The sequence below is a fragment of the Vibrio sp. MEBiC08052 genome, from assembly GCF_001506075.1.
Classification (GTDB): domain Bacteria; phylum Pseudomonadota; class Gammaproteobacteria; order Enterobacterales; family Vibrionaceae; genus Vibrio.
Genome location: NZ_KQ947475.1, coordinates 3,218,521 through 3,231,133, shown reverse-complemented (window position 1 = coordinate 3,231,133; position 12,613 = coordinate 3,218,521). Strand labels below are relative to the sequence as shown.

The 12,613-nt window shown below is 44.3% G+C and carries 7 protein-coding genes and 3 pseudogenes; 6 read left to right on the top strand and 4 right to left on the bottom strand.

The annotated features are described in order from the left end of the window. Window positions 1-14 precede the first annotated feature (14 nt). The 4 genes and pseudogenes from VRK_RS14060 to VRK_RS21470 form a co-directional block, all read left to right on the top strand. Window positions 15-1,229, top strand: a complete 1,215-nt coding sequence (locus VRK_RS14060) for a cytochrome P450 (RefSeq protein ID WP_197413111.1) — start codon at window positions 15-17, stop codon at window positions 1,227-1,229. Window positions 1,230-1,684: 455 nt separating this feature from the next. Beyond that, window positions 1,685-3,640, top strand: a complete 1,956-nt coding sequence (thrS, locus tag VRK_RS14055; RefSeq protein ID WP_059121947.1) for a threonine--tRNA ligase — start codon at window positions 1,685-1,687, stop codon at window positions 3,638-3,640. 69 nt (window positions 3,641-3,709) lie between these two features. After that, window positions 3,710-4,474, top strand: a complete 765-nt coding sequence (locus tag VRK_RS14050; RefSeq protein ID WP_059121946.1) for a thioesterase II family protein — start codon at window positions 3,710-3,712, stop codon at window positions 4,472-4,474. A gap of 216 nt (window positions 4,475-4,690) precedes the next feature. Beyond that, a pseudogene (locus VRK_RS21470) lies at window positions 4,691-4,816 on the top strand (LysR family transcriptional regulator); the annotation flags it as partial. Window positions 4,817-4,838: 22 nt separating this feature from the next. On the opposite strand, the pseudogene VRK_RS20685 reads toward VRK_RS21470, so the two are convergent. The 4 genes and pseudogenes from VRK_RS20685 to norV form a co-directional block, all read right to left on the bottom strand. Beyond that, a pseudogene (locus VRK_RS20685) lies at window positions 4,839-5,060 on the bottom strand (oxidoreductase); the annotation flags it as partial. 100 nt (window positions 5,061-5,160) lie between these two features. Next, window positions 5,161-5,715: a class I SAM-dependent methyltransferase gene (locus VRK_RS14040; RefSeq protein WP_059121944.1), complete on the bottom strand. Its 555-nt coding sequence runs from the start codon at window positions 5,713-5,715 to the stop codon at window positions 5,161-5,163. Between the two features lie 107 nt (window positions 5,716-5,822). Further along, the gene (gene norW, locus VRK_RS14035; RefSeq protein WP_059121943.1) at window positions 5,823-6,965 is read right to left on the bottom strand and encodes an NADH:flavorubredoxin reductase NorW; all 1,143 of its coding nucleotides are present in this window, start codon (window positions 6,963-6,965) and stop codon (window positions 5,823-5,825) included. Beyond that, window positions 6,965-8,437, bottom strand: a complete 1,473-nt coding sequence (gene norV / locus VRK_RS14030; RefSeq protein WP_059121942.1) for an anaerobic nitric oxide reductase flavorubredoxin — start codon at window positions 8,435-8,437, stop codon at window positions 6,965-6,967. The genes norW and norV overlap by 1 nt, the downstream gene beginning before the upstream one ends. A 186-nt stretch (window positions 8,438-8,623) precedes the next feature. Between norV and norR the strand changes: the two genes are divergently transcribed. Beyond that, window positions 8,624-10,183, top strand: coding sequence for a nitric oxide reductase transcriptional regulator NorR (norR, locus tag VRK_RS14025; RefSeq protein WP_059121941.1), 1,560 nt, complete (start codon window positions 8,624-8,626; stop codon window positions 10,181-10,183). 366 nt (window positions 10,184-10,549) lie between these two features. Next, window positions 10,550-12,468: pseudogene (locus VRK_RS14015) on the top strand (type VI secretion system Vgr family protein); the annotation flags it as partial. Window positions 12,469-12,613 lie beyond the last annotated feature (145 nt).

Here is a 12,613-nt window from a genome sequence, read left to right as displayed (position 1 = left end):
ATAAGAGGAACGCTATGAATACCATAACTCTAAATGAATTGATTTTTAATCCGACAGATAAAGATTTTTTATATAACCCATATCCATTTTATCAATGCTTAAGACGTGAAGATCCAATACATTATTCTCCTTTGGGATTTTGGTTGGTGACTCGCCACAAAGATATCGAAGATGTACTGAGGAATAAATTTTTTGGTAAAAACTTCGGTGCAGTACTCGAAAAACAACTAAATACAAAAATAGCAGATGAACCTGCATTGAAGATGATTAATTTACAGGTTTTAATGTCCAATCCCCCGGCACACACCAGGCTGCGAAAGCTCATCATGAAAGCTTTTGTTTCCAGTTCAATCAAGAAGCTACAACCCATGATTGAAGAAACAGCCAATATGCTAATTGATCGGGTTGAGGCTGAAGGCAGTATGGATATTATGAAAAATTATGCCGAACGGCTTCCATTGATGGTCATTTGCAAAATGTTAGGGATTGATGCAGAAGCTGATATGGATTTTTTTGTCAGTCGGATTCCCAGCCGATTGTTGGATTTAAAACCAGTTTCTCGTGAGGAACTTGATGAGATAAATCAGGATGTTATTGAGTTAAGTGCCTATATTAAAAAGCTGTGTGATGAACGTCGGGTGTCTCCTAAAGACGACTTAATTACCCATATGGTTCATGCCCGTGAAGATGGTGATATCTTATCTGATGATGAACTTGTTGCAAATATTATGTTAACACTGGGAGCTGGTTACGAGACCACAACATCGCTGATCTCAAATGCGTTGCTGTTGTTGTTCCGTCACAAGGAGGGCCTTGAACAAATTAAAGCTGACCCTTCGTTAACTGCGAATGCAATCGAAGAAGCATTACGATATGAGCCTCCGGTACAGATTGCTGCGAGAACTGCTTTAGAAGATACATCTATTGATGGTCAAATGATAACAAAAGGAGAAACAGTGATCCTTGTTCTTTCCTCAGCAAACAGAGATGAAGAGGTTTATTCCAACCCAGATATTTTTGACATTTACCGGGAAAATATTCGTCCAATCTCATTTGGTGGCGGTGCCCACCTCTGTTTAGGGGCGCAACTTTCCCGTGTTGAATCAGCGATTGCTATTAATACAATATTAAAGAGATTGCCTCATCTCTCTTTAGATGATGTTGAACAGCCGAATTGGTCGTTACAATTTACAAGACGTATATTAAATAATCTAATTGCTCATTGGTAAAGCATGGACCATTATGAAGATAAAGAATATCCCAATTGACTTCAATTTGGTATAAACTGTTTGTTTCATCATAAATTGGAAGTCCTCTCATTTGATGCTAGGCTTGTAAGCTCTTCGGATGAAATAGAAAAATTTATAATTTTTATAGGACATTAATGGTGGTTTTGCCAACAACGGTAGCTTGAGTGGTATCCTATTTATCTGGACATAAGAGGTCTCTGAAATATAAATGATAAAACTCATATTATTTGTTGGGCTTATAATTGATTTTGTAAACCGTAAGAATCTGGCTTCACTGTTGTACAACTATCACTGTTGCCGTTCAATGGTAGTGACTTCCTATTTTATTGAGAATGATCTTACTAAGAATATCTAATATAAAACTCTGTGTTAGCATCTAAATTAGATATTTGTTCTGTCTTTGTCATAGTTTTTATTGAAGGAAATTTTAAATCATGCCTGTTATCACATTTCCCAATGGAGAAAAAAGAGCATTCCCGGAGCCAGTTTCGGTTTTGGATATTGCTAGAAGTATCAGCCCAAGTTTAGCTAAATCTGCAGTTGCCGGCCAGGTGAATGATCAGTTGGTCGATCTCTGTGAACTGATTACCGGTGATTCAACGGTGCGTTTGATCAAAGATAAAGATCCTGAAGGAATTGAAATAATTCGTCATTCATTTGCCCACATGATAGGTCAAGCTGTTAAGCAACTATACCCAGAGGCTAAAATGGCAATCGGTCCGGTGATTCAGGATGGTTTTTACTATGATATTGAGCATGACCCCTTTACGACAGATGATATAGAAACGATTGAAGCGCTTATCCGAAATTTAGTGAAGAAAAATTACGATGTGATTCGGAAAAGAGTCACTGTAGATGAAGCGATTCAAGTATTCACTGAACGGAATGAACCTTATAAAGTGGAAATTATTCAAGAACTGGATAAAAGCATTACACATGTAAATCTATATATTCATGAAGAATATATAGATATGTGCCGGGGGCCTCATGTACCGAACACTCGCTTCTTGCGCCACTTCAAATTGCTGAGAGTATCCAGTGCATACTGGAGAGGTGATTCAAGCAAACAGTCATTGCAGCGCATTTATGGTACAGCCTGGAATACTCAGGATGAACTGGAAGGGTATTTACATGCATTAAAAGAATCGGAGAAGAATGATCACCGGAATATTGGTCGGCGACTTGACCTTTTTCATATGCAGGAAGAAGCACCGGGGATGGTTTTTTGGCATCCGAGAGGATGGCGTATTAATAAGACAATTGTCAATTATGTAAGTGAACGGTTAGAAACATTTAACTATGATGAGATTCATACACCACAGTTAGTTGACAAGAATTTATGGAAGAAATCTGGGCATTCGGATAAGTATTCTGAAAATATGTTTGTAACTCATATTGATGGGCGAGAATATGCAGTAAAACCGATGAATTGCCCTTGCCATATTCAGGTGTTTAATGATGGTCTGAAAAGCTATAAAGATTTACCGATCCGATATGCTGAGTTTGGATGCTGCCATCGCTATGAACCGTCTGGTAGTTTACGAGGTTTGATGCGTGTCAGATCAATGGTTCAGGATGACGGACATATTTTCTGCCAAGAGAAACAAATTCTTTCTGAAGTCGCTTTATTCACTTCTCAGGTGTTTCAGGTATATCAGGACTTCGGTTTTGAAGATAAAAATGTATCGATAAAAATTGCAACTCGTCCGGAAAAAAGAATTGGTTTAGATGAAGTTTGGGATCGAGCTGAAGCAATGTTGCAGGATGCTGTTACAAAAGCTGGTTTCGATTACGAGATACTTCCGGGAGAAGGGGCATTTTATGGACCTAAAGTTGAGTTCCATTTGAAAGATCGTATGGGACGGGAATGGCAATGTGGAACGGTTCAGTTAGATTATATGGTTCCTGAGCGTCTGGGGGCTGGTTTTATTAATGAAGAAGGCAATAAAGAAGTGCCAGTAATGTTACATCGGGCAATGTTAGGATCGGTCGAGCGTTTTATTGCTATTCTGATTGAACATTATGCAGGAGCGCTTCCAACATGGCTGGCTCCACACCAGCTTGTGATTATGAATATCTCTGAGAAGCAATCAGATTATTGTCAGGCATTATATGAAACACTTAAGAAACAAGGAATTAAAGCTAAATTAGATATTCGAAATGAAAAAATCGGGTATAAAATTCGTGAAAACACGCTGAAAAAAATTCCTTACTTAGTTGTTATTGGTGATGCCGAAGTTGAAAGTAATCAGGTATCTTTACGGATCAATACCGGCGAAGACTTAGGAAGAATAGATATTTCAAAATTAATTAGTATTGTCTCTGATGATATTAAATTGAAACACCGTTCCCCATTAGTTGCTTTGGATGAGCAATTAGTAGCTATATAAATATTATTTTCTATTATAACCTAAGAGATTTGGCAATCTGTTAGGTTATAATTTGGTTAGGTTTAGGATATGGATTTAAATATAGATGATAGATGGTTGTATTGCCCCAAAAAAAATAAAGATGCAGAAAAAAGGATATTTATTTTTCCACATGCTGGTGGTACGGCTCAAGGATATAAAAAATGGGCAGAAGTATTATTTGAGAGAAATAATGTTGAAGTTTGTATCGTTCAGCTTCCCGGACGTGCTGAACGGATGCATGAAGATCACGTAGTGCATATGCCTAGTTTGGTCAATGGACTTTTAGAATCAATCCAACATTTCTTGGACAAACCATATATATGTTTTGGACATAGTCTGGGATGTTTGGTTTGCTTTGAATTAATGAAGGAGATAAGAAATAAAAGTCTTAGAATGGCTGAGCACATGATACTTTCTGCGAAACGTGCTCCTCATTTACCTCGCCAATATGATAAGATCTCCAGTCAGTCAAAATTAGATCTTGTTCGTACACTGAAGGCATTTGATGGTACACCTTCATTTATTTTAGATGATGATGATCTACTAAATATACTGTTACCTATTATGCGGAATGATTTTTTATTAGATGAATCATATATATATAATGATTCAGAATCCCTAGATATCCCATTGATAATATTAGGTGCAGATAAAGACTTGCTAGCTAGTCAATCAGAATTGCTAGCTTGGGAAAAACACACATTAAATAAATTTAACTATAAAATATATAGTGGTTCTCATTTTTATATATTTGAACATGAAGATGAAATACTAAATTTAATGGGTGAGGTTATTAATGAAAATCATATTTAATGGACAAGGGGATGTTGATTTTTCATGATGACTTTTTGAGTGGTATGGTAAAGGGTTATAATTTGTTTTTCCAAGAAATAAATTAACAACACCATGCCAAAACTAATGCTAACTGATATGGTGGTAAAAGCGGCTTCAGGTGATGAGAGCACAGGCCGCATATATAATAAATCCGAACACAGAATGATTTTTGAACACTACCTGAGTGTCCATCGCATTTGGCATCCTCGCTGCGAACATTCATCCACACAGGAGTGGTTGCGAAATATCATAAAAGAAGAATGTGGCAAGTTAATTGCCAAGCGGGTCGAAGATATGGGGTTGGATGACGTAAGGCCCTGAATGGGACTTATTTTATAGAATTTTAAAGCTTGATCACGACATGGCCAGTTGTCTGGCCATTGGTGATATCCTCAGCATATTGAGGGACTTCATTTAACATAATTTCAGTGCAAGCTTGCTCAAAATAACTCGCCGGTAATAATTCAGCAATTTTTCCCTAGGCAGCAATCCGTCTGTTACGTGGACAGCTCACGGAATCAACACCTTGCAAACGAACATTGCGCAAAATAAATGGCATCATTGTAAACACTGCTTACACCGTATGAAGGGCAAAGCAATTTTTATGATGATTCGTCACTCAATCAGCCTGAAATGCGAGGGGAAGCACAATCAGGAATAGGTTTTTAACCGGCCTTAAACGTCAGAATATAGTGATCGGGGCAACCGTCGATATCAAAATCGATCACTTCAAACCCGGCTTGCCGGACTTCATTCATCGCCTGTTGGGGTGAGACCCGGGCATTGCTGCCTTTGTAATCGACGAAAACAAATTTCGTATCACGGGTTGTCTGCTCGCGCATTTTGAGCAAAAACGCATCACGCTCCTGAATAAAACGGTATGTGTTGGCCATGAATACGGTCTCGACATCAGCAGGAATACACGGATCGTCGCGTTGCGATAAAATAACCCGGACATTGGCAAACGTCTGATCAGAAAACCGCGCTTGCATATAAGCTACCATATTAGGCTCGCAATCAATCGCGTAGATTTTTCCCTGACGGATGATCTGTGAGAATAGATTAGAGAAGTAACCGGTGCCGGCACCGATGTCAGCGATGACTTCATGTTCTTTCAATGCAAGGCTGCCAATGATATGGCTGGTTCTTTGCCACTCTTCGCGATTTTCGCCGTCAAAGATTTCTTTTAACCGTTCTGGTTCTGCAAAACTAATATTCATGATATTTATCGACTCATAATTTATTGTATTGATTTATCTGTTCTTTTTTGGGCCAGCGCATTGCTCGTGCTAACTCATTGGTTATCTGAACTCATCGGTTACCTGAACTAATTACTTGCCTGAAGTTCACGCAGTAGCGGGAATGTTTGACTGACATTTTCTTGCGTCACAACGAAGCCACAAAAGCGCTGACTCTGATCATAAGCTTTCGCGACAATGCCTTGTTCGGTCATACTGATTTGCCAGCTGGCGGCCGTGTGACTGTTTCCCCCGAGCTGAATCGGATAGCGAGGTGTTTTCACTTTCGTAATCATGGGGGGAAGTGTCAGTTCACCAGTGTTAGTCAGTAACTGACTCGCCAGTACATTGGCACTGAGCACAATCGGTTGTAAAAATGCCATGACCTGACCATTAATCTCCGCGCAGTCACCAAGCGCATAAATATCATCAACTGATGTTTTCATCTGCTTATCGACCACAATCCCACGATTGACTGCTACACCGGCTTGCTGTGCCAGCGCCGTATTGGGGATGATTCCGGCGGCAGAGATGATGCAGTCTGCCTGATATCGTGAACCTTGGCTGGTTACTGCGATGAGGTCACTTTCATCGTGTTCGACTGAGACAACATAGTCGAGACAGGCAATGTTTACCCCATCATGACGTAACTGTTTTTCAAGTGCTGTTGCAACAAAAGCAGGCATCAGGTTTTCCATCAGGTGAGCACTGGGTTCGACAATCTGTACTTGCTTACCGCTGGCACACAGATCCATTGCCAGCTCTGTACCGATCAGGCCACCGCCCATAATCACAATACGTTGGGCACGGGCGATCCGGTGCTGTGATGTCCGGTATTCTGCCAGACTGTTCAGAGTCATCACTTGATTCACCGCATCTCCGTGCAATTTCGGAATAAATGAGCTGCCGCCGGTTGCCAGTACCAGCTTAGAAAAATGATAACGGCTCCCGTTGGCCGTGATTGTGTGAGTGTTCGGATCAATTTCATCAACTCTGGTATTTGCGAAGAGCTCAATTTGATGCTGCATTGCAAATGCTTGTCCCTTGGCCGATATCAGGTCATCGGCGGTCTGCTGGCGGGTAAACACATGGCTCAGATCCGGTTTGTTGTACTCGTCGCCACTATCGGCGGTAAACAACTGGATCGGCAGATCGCTATTTTTACGCCGTAATGTTTTGACCAGTTGGTAAGCGGCAAAGCCGCTACCAATAATAATCAGCGGAGCATTCATTAAGCAGCCTCCTGACCATTGTTCCCGTGTTCAACAAACACCTCTTTGCCTAAATGGCATTCAGGGCAAAGAAAATAGTCCGGTACGTCGTCCCATGGTGTGCCCGGAGCGACTCCCTGATTGGGTTCACCGAGAGCCGGGTCGTAAACCCAGTTACAAACCGTACAGATCATGCACTGGCAATCCGCCGGGTGTGAATCGGCTACCGGCGGTGTCGCGCTTTCAGTTGGCTTGGGAGCTGTCTGGCCGGGAGATTGTGTGACCAGTCCTTCATTGCTCAGTGCCCACAACTTCGCAACCTGACGGCCATGCTCACGGCAGGTACGCATGGCTTGACCGTCGGGACGCCACTTGGTTTTCAGGCTTAACGTGGTTTCAAATCCGGCATCGGTTAAACGCGCATGGATACGGTCAACGGCACCGCCATTCCAGCCATAACTACCAAATGCGGCAGCTTTTTTGTTTTTGAACCGCAGCCCGGTGATCTCTTCCAGCATACCGGCAATTTTGGGCATCATCACGTTATTCATGGTCGATGAGCCGACAAAGATACCTTTCGAACGAAACACATTGGCCAGAATTTCATTTTTATCATGTTTGGCAACGTTAAATACTTTTACCGCCACTTTCGGGTCAACATCGTAGAATCCCTGAGCAATCGCATCGGCCATCATCCGGGTATTGTTCGACATCGAATCGTACAGAATCGTGATCCGATCTTCTTGGTAGTGATCCGCCCACGCTAAATACTGGTGCACAATCTGAGTCGGATTATCGCGCCACACAATACCGTGAGACGTGGCGATCATATCTACCGGCAGATTAAAGCTGAGCACCTCTTTAATTTTTGCCGTGACCAGGCTGCTGAACGGGGTCAGGATATTGGAGTAGTAACGCAGGCACTGCTCCATCAATTCGTTCTGATCGACTTCATCGTTAAACAGATGTTCATCGCAGTAGTGCTGACCAAAGGCATCGTTACTGAACAGCACCGCATCGCCGGTGAGATAGGTCATCATACTGTCTGGCCAGTGCAACATCGGGGCTTCAACAAAAATCAGTTGCTTGCCATTACCGATATCAAGGGTATCGCCGGTTTTAACCGTTCTGAAATTCCACTCAGGATGATGATGGTGGCCGACAATTGAGTCGATGGCCGCTTCAGTACAATAAATAGGAGTTCCGGGGATTTTATCCATCAGTGCAGACAGCGCGCCTGAGTGATCTTCTTCAGCATGATTGACCACGATAAAGTCGATTGTGTTCAAATCGATTTCCATCTCCAGATTTTGCAGGAATTGAGTGCTGAAACGGTGATCAACCGTATCGATCAGAACGGTTTTTTCTTCGCGAATCAGATAGCTGTTGTAGCTGGTTCCTTTGGTGATTTTATATTCTGTACCGTGAAAGTCCTGTACTTCCCAGTCACGTTGTCCAACCCAGTGAATATTATTTTTTACATGAATCGTCATTGTTCTCTTACCTTAAAACGGTTATCACAGTTGTTTGGATAAGAGCAGGTTGTGTGCCATAAAATTAATCCAATAAATATCAATTGGTTAGTATTTATTGAATGCGGTTTTTATCTTTTTGACAAAGAAATAAAATTGTCTTTATGATAAAGTTTTTGTCATATCGACAAGATGAAGGTAAAAGCCATGGTAACGCAGCAGGTCGGCAAAGCGTGGGTACAGGTTGCATTGGATATTACATCCGGTATTTCTGATCAAGACAGATTCGACAGGTTACTGGCAACAATCCGGCAAACATTGAAATGTGATGCGTCTGCCTTACTACTGTTTCGGGATCAGCAGTTCGTTCCTCTGGCAATTAACGGGCTCAGTGAAGATGTGCTGGGGCGTCGGTTTGAAGTCCAACAGCACCCTCGTCTTGAGGCAATTGCCAGAGCCGGTGATATTGTTCGCTTTCCTTCCGACAGTGATATTCCCGATCCCTATGATGGTTTGATCCCCAATCATGAAGAAGAACTCAAGGTACATTCTTGTATCGGGCTGCCCCTGATGTTGGATGATCGTCTGATTGGTGCGGTGACGATAGATGCGTTTGACCCGACTCAGTTTGAGCGCTTCAAAGATGATGATCTGCGCATCATCAGTGCTTTGGCTGCCAGCAGTCTCAATACCGCCTTACTCATGGAGCAATTAGAACGGACGGCGGGGGTTGAAGCCAGCGCGTCAAGACGTTCCCGTACATTGAATCAGCAAGGAGACATGATTGGGCAGTCCCCGTCAATGCTGGCACTCAAATCACAGATTGATGCGGTTGCCGATACCGACCTTTCCGTACTGATCATGGGGGAAACCGGTGTCGGTAAAGAGTTGGTCGCGAATGCACTGCACCGCCAGTCCGGTCGGGCTGAAAATGCTTTGGTGTATCTGAACTGTGCCGCACTGCCGGAATCTGTTGCTGAGAGTGAGTTGTTCGGCCATGTCAAAGGTGCTTTTACCGGTGCGATCAGTCACCGAAAAGGTAAATTTGAACTGGCGGATAACGGCACACTGTTTTTGGATGAAATCGGTGAACTGTCACTCCCGCTTCAGGCCAAATTGCTGCGCGCGCTTCAGTATGGTGATATTCAGCGGGTCGGGGATGACCGCAACATCAAAGTCAATGTCCGGATTATCGCAGCCACGAACCGAGTGATGCATGATGAGGTCAAAGCCGGTCGTTTCAGAGCGGATCTGTACCATCGCTTGAGTGTTTTTCCAATCTTTGTGCCGCCTTTACGTGAGCGCGATAAAGATATCGTCCTGCTTGCCGGTTTTTTTGCTGAACGATGTGCACATAAATTAGGGGTAGCGAATATCAGTCTGGATGCGGCAACTCTCAGTATGATTCAACGTTACACTTGGCCGGGTAATGTCCGTGAGCTTGAACATGCCATCAACCGAGCCTCCGTAATTGCCAAGTCTGACTCTCCCTCAGAGCCGATTACGTTGTTGCCACACCATTTTAACTTTGCCGTCGAGGTTGCTGATCTCTCCGGGGCGGAAGAGCCGTCAGATCAAAGTATGTCTGAAAACCGGCTGGTCGAACTGCAACATCACGGGCTCAAAGAAGCCATTGATCTGTTTCAGGCTCAGTTCGTCCAGCGTGCCTATCTGGAAAATAATAATAATCTCAGTGCTACCGCGAAACAGTTGAAAATGAATCCGGGGAATTTGCACCGCCTGATGAAGCGCCTCGGCCTGAAATAAGGGGTGAAATTGTCTGACCCCACACATAAAAGATTCACCAGTCGATGCAAGTCCGCAGCAAAATGTGGATTTTCTATCGGCCATGTTTTGCTGCTGCCTGATGAGCTGATTGAGTTGTATGCCATCAGGCTGAACGCAAAAATGTTATCTTCATTCAAAAAACAGCCTTCCCAAAATCAAACTGACTTGATAATGCGTGAATCCTGACCTGCATGTTGCATATAATGGTCCGACTTGCAGATCAATTTTTATTTCATATAAATCATCTGGCTGCGGTAGCGTGGTGAATCAGGAAAGGCTTGGTTGAAAAAATACCAGTCACCATGTTCCAACAATCATAAAGAAAGCAACACGAAGGGTGTTTACATGGCAACGTTAGGGTTCAGGCTCACCATCGATGGTGTCAATGATGAGACATTGGTGGTCCGTGACTATCAGGGGATCGAGTCCATCTCAGATTCAGTCGATGATCAAGGCCAGCCGGTTTATGGCTATCGCTATACCATCGATATTGCCAGTCGCAACAGCGACCTGAGTTTCGAGCAGATGGTCGATAGCACCGCACTGCTTGAAGTGCTGCGCGATCATGAGGTCGTGCAAAAAGTTCACGGCATTATCCGCAATTTCAGCCGGGGCGATACCGGTCACCATCATACCTTTTATTCACTCACCTTGGTGCCGTCACTGGAAAGACTGTCGCTGCGCCATAACAGCCGGATTTTCCAGCAACTGGACGTGCCGGAAATTCTCTCGGTGCTGTTTCAGGAAATGAATATCAATGATTACGCATTTTCGGTGCGGCGTGAGTGCGCCAAACGGGAATACTGCGTTCAGTACCGTGAGACCGATTTAGAATTCTTCCACCGTCTGGCGGCTGAAGAAGGGCTGATGTACCGCTTTGAGCATCAGCAAGACAAGCATGTTTTAGTCATCACCGACAATCCCGAAGGGTTCGGCCGTCTTGCCATGCCGGTGCCGTATAACGCCTTGTCCGGTGGGGTGTTTGAGCAACCCTACGTCTCAACTTTGACCGAGCACAAACAGACACAAGTCAGTGATGTGCAGCTGAGCGATTACAGTTTTAAAAAGCCGTCTTACAATATTACGCACTCGGCCACCGCTTCGGATATGAGTTACCAGCGCGGTGACTATGAACATTTTGACCACCCGGGGCGGTTTAAAGACGACACCACGGGTCAGGCATTTACGCAGATCCGCCTTGAAGCGCTGCGCCGACAAGCACATACCTTCAGCGGTAAAAGTAACGACGCACAGCTTCAGGCCGGTCAGCGGTTTGATTTGATGGAGCACTTCGACAGTGAGATGAATCGCAATTATCTGCTGATTCAGGTCGCCCATCAGGGCAGCCAGCCGCAGGCGCTGGAAGAGTCCGGTGGCAGCGGTGCCACTACATATGCCAACCAGTTTGCTGCCATTCCCGGTGATCAGGTGTGGCAGATGACACCGCGCAGTAAACCGATCCTCAAGTTCCCGACGATGGGAACAGTGGTCGGCCCCGAAGGGGAAGAGATCTACTGTGATGAGCATGGCCGGGTGAAAGTGCAGTTCCCTTGGGACGTTACGGCAGCTCAAATGAGCAAAGCTCTTGCTGGTTGCGTGTCACACAAGGTTGGGCCGGTGCGCAGTACGGCATGATGGCTATTCCGCGTGTCGGTCATGAAGTGGTGGTGCATTTCCTTAATGGCGACCCGGATCAACCGATCATCACCGGGCGAACATACAATGCCAATAACGTCACCCCGTATCCGCTGCCGGAGCACAAAACCAAGACGGTGATCCGCACCGAGACTCACCAAGGTGACGGTTACAACGAGCTGAGTTTTGAAGACCAGTCGGGCAGTGAGAAAATCTATCTGCACGCGCAAAAAGATACCGACACGCTGGTTGAAAACGATGCAACCACGCATATCAAACATAATCAAAGTACCACCATCGACAATGACCGCTACAGCCATATCAAGGTCAATGACCATCATACGGTCAGCGGTGAAGCGCGCACCAAAATCGCCAAAAGCCAGACGCTGATGATTGAAGGCGAGTTGCATGTCAAAGCAGGCAAAGTGTGGGTCAATGAAGCGGGTACAGAAATCCACATTAAAGCCGGTGAGCAAGTCATCATCGAAGCCGGGAATGAAATCACCCTCAAAGCCGGTGGCAGCTTCGTTAAAGTTGACCCGTCAGGTGTCTCCCTCAGCGGTGCCGGGGTGAATCTGAACTCTGGCGGTAGTGCCGGGAGTGGCAGTGGGTTTGCGGGTGAGATGCCATTCAATGCCAAGGCTCTCATTCAGGAAGAAAAAAAACATATCATGGAGTTCTTCTATATGGATCCTGAGTTACAGCCATATGCAGGTACAAAATATAAAGCGGTTCTGAGTGACGGTACTGAGTTAACAGGCACATTGGATGAGG

What these genes read in the sequence shown, in the direction of transcription:
- VRK_RS14060 (WP_197413111.1), top strand. Translation starts at nt 15, where the DNA reads ATGAATACCATAACTCTAAATGAATTGATTTTTAATCCGACAGATAAA.
- thrS (WP_059121947.1), top strand. Translation starts at nt 1,685, where the DNA reads ATGCCTGTTATCACATTTCCCAATGGAGAAAAAAGAGCATTCCCGGAG.
- VRK_RS14050 (WP_059121946.1), top strand. Translation starts at nt 3,710, where the DNA reads ATGGATTTAAATATAGATGATAGATGGTTGTATTGCCCCAAAAAAAAT.
- VRK_RS14040 (WP_059121944.1), bottom strand. Translation starts at nt 5,715, where the DNA reads ATGAATATTAGTTTTGCAGAACCAGAACGGTTAAAAGAAATCTTTGAC.
- norW (WP_059121943.1), bottom strand. Translation starts at nt 6,965, where the DNA reads ATGAATGCTCCGCTGATTATTATTGGTAGCGGCTTTGCCGCTTACCAA.
- norV (WP_059121942.1), bottom strand. Translation starts at nt 8,437, where the DNA reads ATGACGATTCATGTAAAAAATAATATTCACTGGGTTGGACAACGTGAC.
- norR (WP_059121941.1), top strand. Translation starts at nt 8,624, where the DNA reads ATGGTAACGCAGCAGGTCGGCAAAGCGTGGGTACAGGTTGCATTGGAT.